This window comes from Actinoplanes sp. NPDC051475, from assembly GCF_040689425.1.
Lineage (GTDB): Bacteria > Actinomycetota > Actinomycetes > Mycobacteriales > Micromonosporaceae > Actinoplanes.
The window spans coordinates 83,004-97,850 of sequence record NZ_JBFAZZ010000024.1 but is presented as its reverse complement, the minus strand read 5'-3'; the positions used below and the strand labels follow the sequence as shown (position 1 = coordinate 97,850).

Sequence of the window (14,847 nt, the reverse complement as noted above, 5' to 3'; positions counted from 1 at the left end):
CTCGACCTCGACGCTGCAGACGCAGGTCGTGGCGCTGTCCAACCAGGCGCGGGTCAAGGCCGGCTGCAAGGCGCTGCGGGTCAACGCGGACCTGCTCTGGGCCGCCCGCGGACACAGCAAGTACATGGCCACGACCGGCCGGTTCAGCCACACCGGCGCCCGCAGCTCGACGTTCATCACCCGGGCCCGCGCCGCCGGCTACTCCGCCGCGCGCAGCGAGAACATCGCCTGGGGCTACCGCACCGCGCGTGAGGTCGTCAACGGCTGGCTGGCATCGCCGGGTCACCGCGCCAACCTGCTCGACTGCGGCGCCAAGACGTTCGCCGTCGGCGTGGTCTACTCCGCCAACGGCACCCCGTACTACACCCAGGACTTCGGCAGCCGCTGACTTTTCCCTCCCCCCGAAGACCGGCCGGCATGCCCCCGCATGCCGGCCGATCTATTTCTCATGCGGGTACGGAGGCGGGCTGTCGGCGTACACGTTCCGAAGCAGAGTCAGGTACGCCAAATGTGCAGAGGTCGGGACGCGAAGAACTCCGGACGCTGCGAGTTGCCTGACGTGCTCGTTCTGGGGATCCGTCTGTCAAGCACCGGCCTCGAGCACCGAGAGATCGCGCACTGCATAACGGTGGTGCTCGGCCTCTTCCTTCAGCACCACCTTGAGGCAGCGGCGTACGACGTACTCCTGGTCGGGATACGGGTCCGCCGGCTTACGACCGCATACCCGATCGAGCTCGGCCTCGGTGAGCCCGTCCAAGACAGTTCGCATCGTGGCCATGCGGGAGAGCCGCGGCGCGAGCACCTCGTCGAGCGTCGGGGTGGTCTCGAGGATGAGCCCGAGCTTCGCCGTCGCGTCGGGCGGCATCCCACCGGCAGGAAAGCCCAAATGGTGATACGGCGCTTCCTCCTCAAGCACAGCATTGCCAAGCCAGGCATCGCCTGCGAACAGCAGGTGTCGTTGAGTCTCGACAAACGACCACTCGCCGTGGACCCGCTCGTGCAGCTTGGCCTCGGGCAACAGCTTGGCGCGGTCGAGCGTCGCCCCCCACAGCGTCTCGATGGCCTCCCAAGCGGCCCGGTAATCCTCGGGGGATGCGGCGTCCCGCGCCAGCGCCCGCGCAGGGTGCTGCCGGTCGAGTTCGGCCTCGACGTAGGCGGTCACGTCGACGTCGTTGACGACGAGACGCTCGAAGTCGCCACCGAGGTAGACGTCGCTCCCGTAGCAGTCGACGATCTTCAGAGCGCTGACCTCGCAATCGCGGATCTCGAGGCCGGCAAGGTCACACAGGTGAATGCGCGCACCACGGAACTGGTCACTCTGGGTGTACTCGGCAGCCATCGAAGCAGTCTCCCGCAGCCATCCCGGCCGGCGCCACAGTCCGCAACGAATTCCGCGCCTCCATTGGCCAGCTGAGTTGACCGGCCGAGCGCTGGACTGGGGCCGGCCAGGAACGCAACGTTGCCCCGCAACGCGTTTCTGGCACCGGCCTCCTCGACCGGATGATCCCGCTACCAGAACCCACCGCATGGCCGTCGGATCCACGCTGGGAGCCCGCCCCTCATGCGCCTTGAGCACCATTGTGAGCTTTCCCTTCGAACCGCACCCGGCATCGTGCTGCCGTGTCTACCTGGTACCACCGGCGGCCCTACGTGGAACAAGATGCCATCATCGCTGCGTTCCGGCTTCCTTGTCGTCGCCTCCGTCTGCCGTAGCCTCTGCTGGCTGCCGGGATGGGCGGTGGCCGCTGTAGGCGAAGGACAGTGCACCCCGCTTGTATGCACACGCCGTGCCCGGCGCGAAGGCCCGGAGTAACCGCAGCGCCGCCACGTTGGTCACGTCGATGAGGCCGGTGACGACGACGTGTGGTTCGACCAACAGGTGCACCGCGGTGAGGACCGCCGTCGCCACGCCACGGCGACGCCAGCCGTTCGCGACGAGCGCGGCGAGCTCACGCGTCTGAGCGTCGACGACGTTCAGGTTGACCACCGCGATGATGTTTCCCGGCGCCCCGACGGGTTCTGCTGCGAGCGCGATGTCCTGCGGCTCGCGCGGCAGCAGCCACGGCACGCCCGCCCGGGGGTCGTGCCATGTCCCCATCCTCGCCGCCCGGTCCTGGGCCGTGCAGCCTTCGAGCAGGGCGAGCAGGGAGGCCCGGCTACGCGCGTCGTCGCTCAGCAGCCGCACGGCCATCCGCGAACCGTCCGGGATGCGGACGATGTCAGGGAGAACCACAGCTGCTCCGGACAGGTGGCCGCCGACAAGCTGAAGGTGGCTCGAGCCGGTGCATCAGGCGCTTGTTCACGAGTCGGAGGGTGTCGGCGAGGTGCGCAGCGCGGTCGCGGTTGCGGCCAGGCTGATGCCCGCGATGACCCACCATGCGTGCCGGAACGCCGAGGGGCCGTCGCCTGCGGCGAGTACGGCCACGAGCACGCTGATCCCGAGCACGGCGCCGACCTGCCTCGCCATGCTGACGACGGCGCTGCCGGTCGCGGCCTGGTGGGCGGCCAGGCCGGAGGTCGCCGAAGACATGATCGTCGGTAGCGTGAGTCCGACTCCGACCCCGCCGACGAGCCACCCCGGCAGCAGGTCCGCCGCGTAGGAGGAATGCGTGCCGACGGCGCTGAGGATCATGACGGTGCCGACGCCCAGGAGCAGACTCCCGGTCGCGGTGATGACACCGACTGGGTAGCGGCGGGTGAGACGGTGCCCTACAACGGCGAACAGCGGGACCATCAGGGGGCCGGGGGCGACCGCGAGGCCGGTCTTGAGGGCGGACCAGCCCCAGATCTGCTCCAGCCAGAGCACGACGGAGAGCAGGTTTGCGGCGAAGGCCGCGGAGAACAGCAGGGCCGTGGCGTTCGACCAGGCGAACGTGTGGTGCCGCAACAGCGGCAGGTCGATCACCGGCGCCGGATGCCGGCGCGAGCGCAGGAGGAACAGCCCGAGCGCTGCGGCCGAGAACACCAGGATGGCGATGGTGCGCCCTGACGCCCATCCCCAGTCGGGGGCCTTCACCAGCCCGGTGGACAGTGATCCGATGGACACGATGAGGACCGCGCCGCCGAGCAGATCGGGCAGGGGCGCCCGGCGCTCGTCGCCGGCGTCGGAGCCGGGAACGAGGATGACCGCGGCGGCCAGAGCCGCCATCCCGATGGGAAGGTTGATCAGGAAGATCCAGCGCCAGGATGCCTCGACCAGCAGGCCACCGACGACCGGACCGAGGGCTGCGGCCAGCGATCCACTGGCTGCCCATACCCGTACGGCGGAGGCCCGGTTCGCCGGCGGCGTCACTTGCAGCAGCAGCGCGAGGCTGGCCGGTGTGAGAAGGGCTGCGCCGGCGGCCTGCAGGCCGCGGAACGCTACCAGCATCCACAGTGCTCCGCTGAGCGCGCAGCCGAGGCTGGCAACAGCGAACATCGCCAGGCCCGCCAGGAAGCCACCCTTGCGCCCGAAGCGGTCCGCCAGGCGACCGGCGGGCACGAGCAGCGCGGCGTAGACGATCGCGTAGGCGTTCAGGACCCAGCTGAGATCGGCCAGTGAATTGCTGTGCAAGTCGCGGCCCAGGGCGTTCAGTGCGACGTTGACGATGAACAGGTCGAGGCTGACCATGAAGACCGCGGTCGACAGGATCACCAGGACGGCCCGCGGCCGAATCGATACGGCCGAGTTGGGCACCGCGGTGGTGGGGGCCGCCATCAGCCGAGCCGCTCGATGATCGTGCCGCTCGACGGGCCGCCGACCTCACACGTCACCTGCAGGCCGAAGCGGGTGTCCCGCTCACGGAGTGCCTGTCCTTGACGGCCTGTCGGACCCATCTCGGACAGCGTGCCGCCGCGCTTTTGCCGGCTGATCGGGGTGTGCACCGCGTCGGCGATGACTGTCTCGTACATGGCATCCCCCAGTAGGTTGGCAATTCCAACTCGCTGGAGGTTAACCACGTGGGTTGGAAAATGCAACCCACTAGAGATGTGGCCGACAGGGGCCGGCGGTACCGGCCGAAGCGCCCCTTTCTCGCTCGGGCGCTCGGCGCGATCGACCGCTATGCGAGTGGCGACTTCTCTGGGCCGTAGTCGCGGACCACGGTCGCGACACGCACGCGATAGTCACGAAACCAGACCTCACGCCCCAGGCGTTGCGCCACCAGGTGCCGTGCCACCTGCTTCCAACTGTGCGCGCTCAGCTCGTCTCGCCAGTACGACACCGTGATCTGTACGTCGTCCCCGGCCCATTCGATGCCCAGATAGCCCGGCTGCTCTCGCGCCAGCAGGTCCATCTCGACCGCCATGGCGAGGTATCCCTGGTCCCCGTCCGTGCGCACGGACGTGAGGATCACGGCGGTGTAGGGCGGCTCCGGCGTGCGCACAATGCGCGCCGGGGCTTCGAGGTCTTCGTGCACGGCACACTCCCAAGATCGTGATTCGAACTCGCCGAACGCTAAGCCGGCGAGTTGGAAAGTACAACCCACTTGAGGCACACTGGAAGGATGAGCCGAGACACAGCCCACGGACCCCGGCGTTGCAGCATCGCCGGCGCTCTCGATGTCGTCGGCGACCGCTGGTCGCTGCTGGTCGTCCGTGAGCTGCTCTACGGCGTGCACCGCTTCAACGAGCTGGTCGAGAACACCGGCGCCCCCCGCGACATCCTCACCGCACGGCTACGCAAGCTGCAGGAGTACGGCATCGTCGAAAGGCGGCCCTACTCGTCTCGCCCACCACGATATGAGTACTTCCTCACCGCGGCGGGACGCGAGCTGTCACCGGTCCTGCAGATGCTCAAGCGCTGGGGCGATGAGCACATCATCGAGGGACCCCTGCCGGTGGTATTCGAGCACGACTGCGGACACGAGCTCCTGCCTGTCCTGCGCTGCGAGGCCTGCGGGGAACCGGTCGAGCGCGACTCCATCCACCTCGCGCACGACACCGACGGGCCGTGCGACGGCCTGCGCCGGGACGCGGCGGTGGGGCGCTCAGGATCTGAAGGCTGACCCAGCCCGGACGGGCGTCGAAGCAAGCCCATGCCGCAGCTCCATCGAGATCCGGGTAGGTCGGTGACCGCGCGGGATCGTCGCGGTTCTCGGCGGGTGCCCGGCGCGCCGCCGGCGACGGGCGGAACGTCGTGGCGGACAGCGATCGCGAATGCCTCGGAGCCGCTGGGCGCGCCGGGCGACGGACCGGCTACCGGGGGACCTGCGAGATCGACGGGTGTGAGATGACGCAGGTGGCCGTGGCGTGCGCATGCAACCGGCCGTCCAGGTCGGTGATCCTCGCTTCGACGGTGGCGGTGCGCGCCGTCGCGTGCAGCACTGTGCCGGCGGCGCGGATCTCGCCGGTGGCTACAGTGACGGCTCGCTGGTAGGTGACGTTCAGCGCGACGGTCGAGACCGTACTCGTGACCGGGATGTGGTTGATCGCACCGACGAGGACGAAGTCGGCGAGGGTTGCTAGGAACCCGCCGTGCACGGCGCCTTTGCCGTTCAGGTGTTCGAGGCCAGGCACCAGCGCGAACACGGCACGCCGATCACCGACCTCGACAATGGAGATGCCGAGCAGCCGAGCGGCCGTAGGTGGCTCGGCCGCTCCCGCCTGGATCGCCAGCAGGTACTCCCTGACGGTCGACGGCTGCGTTCTCGTGCCGGTCATCGTCTGGCCTCCATGGCTTTGTCCGTGGCGGGGTCGCGGGCGGTGATGGATGCGATGTACTCCGCAACGGTGGGTACGGGTAGGTCGAGGCGTGCGGCGGCGCGTAGGACGGCCCCGCCGATGGCATCGAGCTCGCTCGCAAGCCCTGCGTCGAGGTCTCGGTGCAGCGATGAGGTCATCGTGTCCGGCAGTCCGTCGAGGAACGCGAGGACGGACTCCTCGGTCGCGAGAGCGCCGTGGGCGCGGGCGACCGGGACGGTGTCGGCGACCAGCGCGAGTAACCCGCTGCGGTCCTTGTCGCGGACCGGTCCGATCGGCGCGTCCCGGCGGGCGGTGGCGAGCGCGAACGGGGCGAGGAACGCGAGCTTGTCCCACAGCATCGCGACAGGGTCCTCGCGCACGGCGACGCCGACGCCCGCGGCGGTGAGTGCGTCGGTCAGCCGCGGCAGCGCCGGATGGGGTGCCGTCGGTGCCAGCTGGATGTCGGCGAAGGGTGTGGAGTGCTCGATGACTCCTGACTGGAGCCGGGCGGCTTCGACCCGGATCGTGCCGGCGATGACGCGCTCGACCCGGTAGGCGCTACGGAGGGGTGTCGAGGTGTTCGACGCCGTTGAGCAGCGGGATGACCGCGGCGTCGCCGAGCGTGGCCGGCGCGATCGCGGCCATGGCGGCTTCGAGCCCGGGCGACTTCACCGTGACAAGGCAGACATCGGGCGGGCTGGGCAATCGCGTAGCTGCGGTGACGGGCACGGTGAAGTTGCCGAGGGTGGCACTGCGCACGGTGATCCCCTCCGCGGCGATCCAGGTGGCCGTGTGCTGGCGAGCGACGCAGGTGACCTCGGCGCCGCCGCGGGCCAGGACGGCGGCGAGGAGCCCGCCGATGCCGCCGGGTCCGACGACAGCGACGCGCAACCGCCCGGTCACAACGCCCCCAGGCCGGCCGCGTCCGCCAGCCCGCCCAGCTCGTACACGGTCGGCAGCGCGCACGTCGTAGCCCGTTCGCCTTTGATGATTTCTCTCATCGCACCTCGTAAGTTGGAGAATCAAACCCGTTGCACCGTAGCGGTGTCGGTTTGATTCGGCAACCCACTGGCTCTCGCGCGCGGTGATAGGTCGGGCGGGCGTCCACCAGGATCATGGCGACGGCGGTGTCAACGACGTCGTTGACATGCGCCCTGGACGGCTCATCGATGTGCCGGACAAGCAGGTGCGCTCGGCGACGCCTCAGTCGTCCTGGGCGGTCTGGTCCTATTCGACCGACAGCGGAGTACCCACCTTCGATAGCAGCGCCGGCGCCGGCTCGGGAAAGACCGCCGGAACCGGGCGCCCGTCGAATGGAGACCGCCGAGGAGCTGAGCGGTCAGTGCGCACGGTCGGCGGCAGATTCGGATATGTGTTCAAGCGTGGGCGATAGCGCCGGGGGCAGGTATTGACCGATGCCCCGAGCTGAGCGCGACGCGGACGAAGGCGGCGAGTGCCGGTGAGTGTTGCTGTGCCGGCCAGGCGAGCAGCAGCCGGCTCGGCGCCGCGTCCTGCACGGGCACGCACACCACGTCGCGTCGCAGCTGGCCCTGTACCGAGGCCGGCACCAGGACGGTGGCACGGCCGAGCGCGACGAGTTGCAGTGCCGCGGCCGGGTCAAGGGCGACTCGGGTGGCGGGAAGCAGGTTGGCGGCTACGTCGGCCAGCCGCAGTGTCGCAGCGCCGGCCAGCGGGTGGTCGCCGGCCAGCGCGACTACCTGCGGCTCCACTAGAAGCACCTCGCTGTCCAGTTGGTCCAGGTCCGGCTGGTGACCCTGGACAAGGGCCGCGTCCGCCGCGCCGCGCCGCAGCAGACCCGCCTGTTCACCGGCGGCGCAGGGCACCAGCTCAACCTCGACGGCGCACGGTTCGTTGCGGTACGCCGCAAGGATCGGCGCCAGCAGGCCGCCGTCGCCGCCAGGCTTGAGCGCAAGCCGCAGCCGAGGCCGAGCCGCCGTTCGGGCCCGCGCGACTGCGGTGTCGATCGTGTCGAGTGCCCGACGCCCCTCGGCGAGCAGCACTTCACCAGCCTCGGTGAGCGCCACCCGGCGGCTGGTGCGCTCCAGGAGCACGACCCCGAGCCGCCGTTCGAGCCGGCTGATCGCCCGTGACAGTGGCGGTTGCGCGATGCCGAGCCGCTGCGCCGCCCGGCCGAAGTGGCAGGTCTCGGCGACTGCGACGAAGTACGCCAGTTCCCGCGTCTCGATGCGGTCCGCACCGCTTCCACGATCCATACCGGCAGGGTATCGGTGCGGTGTGTGGATTGGTGTTGGTCCCCGCCGCGACCGGTGTTGTGCTGGCAGCATGATCGCACTTGTCACCGGAGCCAACCGCGGCATCGGCCGCGCCATCGCCGAACAACTCGCCGCTTCGGGGAACACCGTCCTGGTCAGCGGCCGCGACCTCGCCCGCTGCGCCGAGGTCGCCGCGGAAATCGGCCCGCGCGCCCACCCGTTGGCGCTGGACGTCACCGACCAATCGACCGTCGACGCGGCGGCGGACCTGATCGGCCAGCGGTTCGGTCACCTCGACGTCCTAGTCAACAACGCCGGCATCAGCGGGCAGCTCGGCGTGCTCCCCAGCGGTGCCGGCCTGGCGGACGTGGCCGCGGTGTTCGACACCAACGTCTTCGGCGTCATCCGGGTCACCAACGCGATGCTCCCGCTGCTGCTCCGCTCGTCGGCCGGCCGGATCGTCAACGTCAGCAGCAGCGTCGGCTCGCTGACCCGGATGAGCGACCAAGCCCACTACCTCGCCGGGATGCCGGCCATGGCCTCCTACCCGGCGGCCAAATCCGCGCTCAACTCGCTGACCATCCAATATGCCAAGGAACTGCGAGGCACCCCCATCCTGGTCAACGCGGCAGACCCGGGCCTGTGCGACACCGATTTCACCCGCCCGCTCGGCCTGACGGTCGACCGGACAGCCGCGCAGGGCGCAGCGATCGCGGTACACCTGGCCACCCTGCCCGCGGACGGGCCGACCGGCACGCTGTCCGGCGACGACGGCCCAGTGCCGTGGTAGCCGCTCGTCCTCAGCCGCTGACAGGCCTACAAGCCTGGTCACTGCACACCGAAGACGATGTCGGCTCCCCTGCAGCGACCCGGACGGAGGCTCATTTGCCGGTGGCGGAGGGCCCGCTCCGACCCACGGAGAGCGGGACCTGGGTGTGCTCCATGTTTGCTCCATGGGTCGGAGCAACGGCAGGTCACACACGTGGGCAGCGGTCGGCACGCCCTGGTCCGCGTTGGTACCCGCTGGCAGGTAAGCTGACCACTCGCGCCCTCGTAGCTCAGGGGATAGAGCATCGGTTTCCTAAACCGTGTGTCGCAGGTTCGATTCCTGCCGGGGGCACCGTCACCACCAGCGCAAACGGTCGCTGAGCGGGCGAGAAACAAGTCTCTCGATGGGTCGGCGTGCGCAGCCGGCCCACTGGCATCTACGGATCGGACTCTGCGACGGCCGCTTTCACCGGCGGCACCTATGCCGAGCAGTTCCCCGCACTGCCCGACGATGACGAGAGGCAGGCCCGGCGGTGACCCAGCCTGATATCGAGCTGGACTCGCAGGCCTTGCGCCGGCACGCGCAGATGGTCGACCAGGTCGCGGACATGTTCGACGCGGTGGCGGCTGCGGCCGGATCGTTCTGCTGACCGTCGCCCTCATCGGCACCTCGATCACCTTGATTCGGCTGGCCGGCAGAGATTACGCCGACGCCGAGCGCACGGGCCGTGCTGCCGTTGGCGCCTGCACCCGACACGGCCCGGTCGCCAACCGCGGCTTCGGATATCGGGAGCGGTGCATGGCCACGATCACTTGGGACGAGGGCACCTTGACGCGCTTGAACGCCGACGCGGTTTTCACCTCGGGCGACATCGGAACTGACATCCGCGTCGGCGACCTCGGGGGGGTACCGGACCAGCAAGAAACTCGCGCGTGAGGACACCCGGCCTGGTCGCCGTCCTCATCATCCGCGAGCTCCTACGCTTCCGCCGAAGGTAGAGCCGGCGCAACGCCGAACCGTGGTTGGATGGCGGGGTGGAGATCGCGGTTACCGACGTACCCGAGCGGGAGCGTTTCGAGGCCCGAGACGATGAAGGCACCCTCGCCGGCGTGCTCACCTATCAGCTGACCGGCAGCATCGTCGCCTACACGCACACCAAGACCGAACCCGCCTTCGAAGGCCAGGGCGTCGGCTCAGCCCTCGCCCGAGCCGCCATGGATGATGCCAAGGCCCGGAGCCGTACCGTCGTCCCGATCTGCCCGTTCCTCAGCGGCTGGTTGGACAAGCACCCCGAGTACGAGTCCCTCCTCGCCAGATCGACCCGCAAGCTCAAATAGCCTCCGGCTTCCGACCGGTGATTCCCCAGATCAACCGCTCGAAGGGGTCCGGCTCCGGCAGCCGCATGTCGATCACCTGCCACAGGTCCAGGAACGCCGGCAGCCGGGGCGTTCCCCGTCGCCCCGGCAGCACCACCGGAATGATGGCCCGGTTCTGCCGCGCAAAATGCTGCAGCAGGGTCTCCACCTCGAGGTCCTGCCACGGCCCAGGCCCCCCGGGTCCTACGAATACCGCCGCCGAGCGGGCCGACTTGAGGCCCTTGCGGAGCTCCCTCTGCCACCGGACCCCGGGTGGTATCTCCCAGATGTCCAGCCAGGGCAGGATGCCGTGCTCCTTGAGGCGCTCGGCGACCGCGACGACGGACTCTCGATCGCGCGTGTTGTAGCACAGGAACACATCGAAATCAGATGTCTCGATCTTCCCTCGCAGCACCGTCTGCGCGATGTCCGACTCCCGGTACGAGTTCGCGTTGCGGTGCATCTCGGAGACCGCCGACTGCTCGGCCGGCACGGAGGTGTCCTGGCCGATGGGTATGACCTGCACCTCGCAGTCCGGGCAGGTCGCGGTGGTTGCGCCGCGGGCGAGTTTGCGCTGGATCAAGTCTTCTGGCAGGACGTACCCGCATGCGGGGCATGAGCGGATGCGGCGGGTCGAGACCGAGCCCGGGGCCGCTCTCAGCTGGAGGTGCTCCATCACGTACGCCTCGAATTGCTGACGGACCGTGGGATTGGCCTGTTCGTCGAAGAAGACCGCGATCTCCCCGCGGCCTTCCTCCAGTTCGCGCAGAGAAAGGCCGCAGGTCCCTCCGACCGTCGCACGGTACGACGCCGCGTTGCGCCACATTTCCAGCCGGGTGAAGAGGCGGGACCGGGCCAGGCGTACGGCCAGAGTCGCGTACACGTTCTGCAGCGCCCCGTCGAACATCAGGGTCACGCTGTGGCCGTGGACCTGGGGGGCTTCCGGGCGTTCGCGGGTGAACTGGGCGGGGAAGACGATGTCGACGCCGCTGTCGGTCGTTTCCTTCAGTGCCACCTCGTGGCGGAGGAGTTCTTCCACCGTGGCGATGATCAGGAGCTTTTCCTGGGACGGGTCCTTGACGCGTTCGCCCGCGGGGAGGGTGAAGCGGCCGGCCAGTACGTCGTCCTCGGGCATGAAGCCGAGGCCGTCCGGTTCGTCCTTGGCCGTCTGCACGATCGCCGACGCGTACGCGTCGAGGAGCTCCGGCTGCAGCAGGATGAGGTCGCCGAATCGGAGGCGGCGCAGCAGCCCGCGGCTTTCGATTCTTCCGATGCAGACCTCGAAGTTCGCCCGCAGCGTGTCGCCGGAATCGTCGCGGTACTTGGCGCGGTACGCCCGGAACAGGTCGTCCATGGTGGCCAGCAGTCGCCCGTCCTGCTTCTCCTCGAGGAGGAAGTCCCGCATGCGGTCGAAGAGGGTGTTCGAGCTGACCGTGGGCAGGTGGTCCCACGGGATGGCGTTCCGGATGGCGTCCGTGAGCTCGTCGACGTGCCAGCCTTCTTTGGCGCTGGTCTCGTAGAACGCGTCGATTCCGTATTCCTCGCACAGCGTCGTGATCCGTTGCCGGCCGACCCCCACGCCGCCGCGGTCGACGCGGCCCGCGACCAGGATGATCTTCATGGGTGTCACGCGTTTGTCCTCGGCGCGGCGGGCCTGGGCGAGGGCTCGCAGCCAGTGCTTCACTCCGGTGAAGGGGTCGGTCTCGCTGCGGGAGTCGAAGACGACCAGGGCGACCGTCACCTCGTTCAGGTGCAGCTGGTGTACCAGGCGGTAGCCCGGCTGGCCCGCCAGGTCCCAGAGGAGGATCTCCCTGGTCAGCATGGAGGAACCGCCGCCGCGGACCTGTTCGCTGTGTGCCACGCGGACGCTGCGGGCGTGGGTCGAGTCCGTGGGGTGGTAGTCCTCTCCGCTCAACACGAGGCCGAGGCCCGATTTGCCGACGCCCGTGTCGCCCACGAGGACCACTTTCGCGTTCACGTACCGCGTCGAGTCACCGGCCATTTTTCTGGCGCGTAGGGCGTCGTAATCGAGGCCCCAGCAATTGACCCGCTGGCCGGCGCTGTCCTTGGCGGCCAGGATCGGTCTGTGCGGGTGGAAACTCAGACCGCCGGCCCATCTCAGGCCGCCGCGCGGAATGGTCGCCACGCATTCCCAGTCCTCGCATCGCCACAGGCGTACAGTGCCGTCCTTGGCCGACGACGCGAGGATCTCGTTTCCCGGCGAGAAGGCGACCGACAGGATGGAGCCCGTGTGGCCCTCGAGGATCGCCACCTGCCGTCCGGTGTGCAGGTCCCAGACGCGGACGTCGCTGTCCTGGGAGCCGGATGCGACGTAGCCGCTGTCGGGGGAGACGGCGATGTCGTAGACGTATCGCGAGTGGCCGACGAGGCGGTATCGCACCGACAGGCTCTCGGGATCGAGGATCGCCAGGCTGCCGTCCTCGCAGCCGGTGATCAACGCCGTGCCGTCGGGGGCCCAGCCCACCACGTAGACCGAGCTGTCGTGGGCGCGGTGGTGACTGACACGGACTCCCTGCTCCATGTCCCAGAGCCCGATGCTGCCCTCGAAGTCCACCGCGGCGAGTCGCCGGCCGCCGGGTTCCCATGCGGCGTGGGACAGAACGTCGATGTCGACCGACCGGGAGGTGTCCGCATCCAGATTCCACAAGGTCACGTAGTCGCGCCGGGTGGCCGCAGCGAGTTCCGGTCTGGTCGGATGCCAGAAGACGGCCAGCGCCGTTTCGGAGGACGGGCCCTGCAGGATTCGGGGATCGTCGCCGTCGGCCTGCCAGAGTGCGACGACTCCACCGTCGGCGCCGGCTGCAAGAAATGCGCCGTCGGGCGACCAGGAAAGGTCGTAGGTGTTCGTCGGGAGGCCCGAGAGGACATGCATCAGCTCGAATCCCTGGGTCTCCGGCATGCCGGAAATCCTCTCACCGCGCTCGGCCGGGCGCGAATGGTGATTGAGCCACGCCCACCTGCGGCGTACCGTCCCGGCCATGCCGACCTACGTCAAGAGCGTGACCTTCGACTGCCAGGACGCCCTGGTCGTCGCCGATTTCTGGGCCGCGGCGCTCGGCGGGGAGGTGGACGAGGAGTCGACTTCCGCCAAGGCCTACGTGGAGGCTCCCGGGTGGGGCGGCCCCACGCTGTGGTTCCAGCGGGTCCCGGAGCCCCGTACCGTCAAGAACCGGATGCATTTCGACCTGCGGGCGCCCGGCACGGTCGAGGACGAGGTGGCCCGGCTGGCCGCGCTGGGCGCGACCGTGGCCGCGCGGCATGGAGAACTCACGGTCATGCAGGATCCCGAGGGCAACGAATTCTGCGTGGAGCGGTAGTGCCGCCATCACCGTTGGCCCGTCGTGGCGTTTGACGGGCCATGAGCGTGATCGATCTGGACCGGGCTCCCGCCGTACCGTCGAAGCCGGCCCGGCGCCATGTCGCCACCGTGCTGGCCGCTGTCGTGATCTTCGTCGCCGGTGGTGCCGGAACCTCCGTGTGGGGGCAGTGGCAGACGAACAAGGCTCGTAGCAGCGAGGTCTCGGTGCTCGTGCTCGCCAACACCGGACCGCAGGCCAACGACGCCGGGGTGGGCGGGGTGGTCGCCGGCGGCAAGGTCGTCGACGCGTCCCTCACCCGCCGGGTCACGCTCGTCAACGCCGGTCCGTTGCCGGTCGATGTGCACGGACTACGGTTCGCGCGGGCCGGGCTGACCGTCCGGGCCGCCGATGGGCGGCGCTGGATCAGGCACGGGCAGGCGGTGCAGGCGGACGCCGACATCCGGGTCATCTGCGCCAGGGGGCTGCCGATCGGCCGGCTTCCGATGGAGCTGGCCGTCCGGACGTCTGACGACCGGGAACGCACCGCGACCGCCGTGCTCGACGCGAGGGAGTGGAACGAGCAGGCGCGGGTCGCCTGCGCGGGCGATCTCCTATAGCGCGAACGCCCGGCGGCAATGTGGCAACAGCGCGCGCAGCACGATGCTCTCCTCCTTGCGCCAGACGAGCGCCAGCAGCGCCGGCACGTCGACGCCGGCTATCGGGACGGCCGTCAGCTCCGGCTGGTCGGCGGCCATGGAGGTGCTCAGCACCGCGACTCCCAGCCCTCGTGCGGCCAGGTCAGCGACCGCGGCCGGCGCGGTCGCCTGCAGCGCGACGTTCGGGCGCAGACCCTCCGCGGCGCAGGCTTGGTCGAGCACGCTGCGGATTCCGGTCCCGGAAGGCAGGCAGATCAGCGGGTACGCGGAGAGCCGTCGCAGCGTCACCTCGTCCTTCGCCGCCAGGGCATGACCCTCGGGCACCAGGGCGACGAGACCCTCGCTGACGAGGGTGACCGACCCGAGGTCACCGGGCATTCCGCCGGCCGCCCCGACGAGGGCGATGTCGAGGTGTCCCGCGCGGACGTCCTCGATCAGCACGTCCGAGTTGGCCTCGCTGAGCGACACCTCGATCCGCGGGAACGCGCGGTGGAACGACGCCAGCGCGACGAACAGCGGCGTGACCGTGCATCCGGTCACCATGCCGAGCCGGAGCCGGCCGCGGACCAGCCCGGTGACGTCGTCGATCGCCTGCCGGACGGCCTGCGCGGCGGCGAGCGCCTGCCTGGCGTGGGGCAGCGCCGCGGCGCCGGCGGCGGTCAGCCGGACCATGCGGGACGACCGATCGAAGAGCTCGGTGCCGAGTTCCTTCTCGAACTGCCGGATCTGCGCGCTCACCCCCGACTGGGTGATGTGCACGCGTTCGGCGGCCTTGGTGAAGTGGGCTTCCTCGGCGACCGCCACGAAGTATTCGAGCTGCCGCAGATCCATGAGTCTGGATCATAGCTGAGG

The 14,847-nt window shown here is 69.5% G+C and carries 18 protein-coding genes and 1 tRNA gene; 8 read left to right on the top strand and 11 right to left on the bottom strand.

Features of this window, described 5'->3' with window-relative positions:
- Window positions 1–388: CAP domain-containing protein (locus AB0368_RS34905; protein ID WP_366158303.1), on the top strand; the 388-nt coding region annotated here is incomplete at its 5' end.
- Between the two features lie 195 nt (window positions 389–583).
- Here AB0368_RS34905 and AB0368_RS34900 read toward each other — a convergent pair.
- The 5 genes from AB0368_RS34900 to AB0368_RS34880 all read right to left on the bottom strand — a co-directional run bounded on the left by AB0368_RS34900 (window position 584) and on the right by AB0368_RS34880 (window position 4,397).
- Window positions 584–1,339, bottom strand: a complete 756-nt coding sequence (locus AB0368_RS34900; RefSeq protein ID WP_366158302.1) for a DinB family protein — start codon at window positions 1,337–1,339, stop codon at window positions 584–586.
- Between the two features lie 327 nt (window positions 1,340–1,666).
- Window positions 1,667–2,233 carry a hypothetical protein gene (locus AB0368_RS34895; protein ID WP_366158301.1) on the bottom strand — a complete coding sequence of 189 codons (567 nt, stop codon included), beginning with the start codon at window positions 2,231–2,233 and terminating at the stop codon, window positions 1,667–1,669.
- A gap of 66 nt (window positions 2,234–2,299) precedes the next feature.
- Window positions 2,300–3,697: an MFS transporter gene (locus AB0368_RS34890; protein ID WP_366158300.1), complete on the bottom strand. Its 1,398-nt coding sequence runs from the start codon at window positions 3,695–3,697 to the stop codon at window positions 2,300–2,302.
- Window positions 3,697–3,891 carry a hypothetical protein gene (locus AB0368_RS34885; protein ID WP_366158299.1) on the bottom strand — a complete coding sequence of 65 codons (195 nt, stop codon included), beginning with the start codon at window positions 3,889–3,891 and terminating at the stop codon, window positions 3,697–3,699. Before AB0368_RS34885 ends, AB0368_RS34890 begins: the two co-directional genes overlap by 1 nt.
- A gap of 149 nt (window positions 3,892–4,040) precedes the next feature.
- Window positions 4,041–4,397, bottom strand: coding sequence for an antibiotic biosynthesis monooxygenase (locus AB0368_RS34880; RefSeq protein ID WP_366158298.1), 357 nt, complete (start codon window positions 4,395–4,397; stop codon window positions 4,041–4,043).
- Between the two features lie 87 nt (window positions 4,398–4,484).
- Between AB0368_RS34880 and AB0368_RS34875 the strand changes: the two genes are divergently transcribed.
- The gene (locus AB0368_RS34875) at window positions 4,485–4,985 is read left to right on the top strand and encodes a helix-turn-helix domain-containing protein (protein WP_366158297.1); all 501 of its coding nucleotides are present in this window, start codon (window positions 4,485–4,487) and stop codon (window positions 4,983–4,985) included.
- A 190-nt stretch (window positions 4,986–5,175) separates the two neighbouring features.
- On the opposite strand, the gene AB0368_RS34870 is transcribed toward AB0368_RS34875, so the two are convergent.
- From AB0368_RS34870 to AB0368_RS34855, 4 genes are all read right to left on the bottom strand, one after another.
- A complete protein-coding gene (locus AB0368_RS34870; RefSeq protein ID WP_366158296.1) occupies window positions 5,176–5,640 on the bottom strand; it encodes a PaaI family thioesterase in 465 nt (154 codons plus the stop codon).
- Entirely contained in the window at window positions 5,637–6,041 is a 405-nt protein-coding gene (locus AB0368_RS34865) for a ketopantoate reductase C-terminal domain-containing protein (protein WP_366158295.1), read from the bottom strand. The genes AB0368_RS34870 and AB0368_RS34865 overlap by 4 nt, the downstream gene beginning before the upstream one ends.
- A 178-nt stretch (window positions 6,042–6,219) precedes the next feature.
- Window positions 6,220–6,564: a 2-dehydropantoate 2-reductase N-terminal domain-containing protein gene (locus AB0368_RS34860; RefSeq protein WP_366158294.1), complete on the bottom strand. Its 345-nt coding sequence runs from the start codon at window positions 6,562–6,564 to the stop codon at window positions 6,220–6,222.
- A gap of 473 nt (window positions 6,565–7,037) precedes the next feature.
- Window positions 7,038–7,895, bottom strand: coding sequence for a LysR family transcriptional regulator (locus tag AB0368_RS34855; RefSeq protein WP_366158293.1), 858 nt, complete (start codon window positions 7,893–7,895; stop codon window positions 7,038–7,040).
- Between the two features lie 70 nt (window positions 7,896–7,965).
- Between AB0368_RS34855 and AB0368_RS34850 the strand changes: the two genes are divergently transcribed.
- From AB0368_RS34850 to AB0368_RS34835, 4 genes are all read left to right on the top strand, one after another.
- Window positions 7,966–8,685 carry an SDR family NAD(P)-dependent oxidoreductase gene (locus AB0368_RS34850; protein ID WP_366158292.1) on the top strand — a complete coding sequence of 240 codons (720 nt, stop codon included), beginning with the start codon at window positions 7,966–7,968 and terminating at the stop codon, window positions 8,683–8,685.
- A gap of 257 nt (window positions 8,686–8,942) precedes the next feature.
- Window positions 8,943–9,015, top strand: a tRNA-Arg gene (locus tag AB0368_RS34845).
- A 327-nt stretch (window positions 9,016–9,342) separates the two neighbouring features.
- Window positions 9,343–9,600, top strand: coding sequence for a DUF6346 domain-containing protein (locus tag AB0368_RS34840; RefSeq protein ID WP_366158291.1), 258 nt, complete (start codon window positions 9,343–9,345; stop codon window positions 9,598–9,600).
- Between the two features lie 98 nt (window positions 9,601–9,698).
- Complete coding sequence (locus tag AB0368_RS34835; protein WP_366158290.1) at window positions 9,699–10,001, top strand: GNAT family N-acetyltransferase; 303 nt, start codon at window positions 9,699–9,701, stop codon at window positions 9,999–10,001.
- On the opposite strand, the gene AB0368_RS34830 is transcribed toward AB0368_RS34835, so the two are convergent.
- The gene (locus tag AB0368_RS34830; protein WP_366158289.1) at window positions 9,994–12,939 is read right to left on the bottom strand and encodes a TIR domain-containing protein; all 2,946 of its coding nucleotides are present in this window, start codon (window positions 12,937–12,939) and stop codon (window positions 9,994–9,996) included. The genes AB0368_RS34835 and AB0368_RS34830 overlap by 8 nt on opposite strands.
- A gap of 79 nt (window positions 12,940–13,018) precedes the next feature.
- Here AB0368_RS34830 and AB0368_RS34825 point away from each other — a divergent pair, with 79 nt between their 5' ends.
- Both AB0368_RS34825 and AB0368_RS34820 read left to right on the top strand, forming a co-directional pair.
- Window positions 13,019–13,357: a VOC family protein gene (locus AB0368_RS34825; protein WP_366158288.1), complete on the top strand. Its 339-nt coding sequence runs from the start codon at window positions 13,019–13,021 to the stop codon at window positions 13,355–13,357.
- Between the two features lie 41 nt (window positions 13,358–13,398).
- Complete coding sequence (locus AB0368_RS34820) at window positions 13,399–13,956, top strand: hypothetical protein (protein ID WP_366158287.1); 558 nt, start codon at window positions 13,399–13,401, stop codon at window positions 13,954–13,956.
- On the opposite strand, the gene AB0368_RS34815 is transcribed toward AB0368_RS34820, so the two are convergent.
- The gene (locus AB0368_RS34815) at window positions 13,951–14,826 is read right to left on the bottom strand and encodes a LysR family transcriptional regulator (protein ID WP_366158286.1); all 876 of its coding nucleotides are present in this window, start codon (window positions 14,824–14,826) and stop codon (window positions 13,951–13,953) included. The genes AB0368_RS34820 and AB0368_RS34815 overlap by 6 nt on opposite strands.
- Window positions 14,827–14,847: the final 21 nt, after the last annotated feature.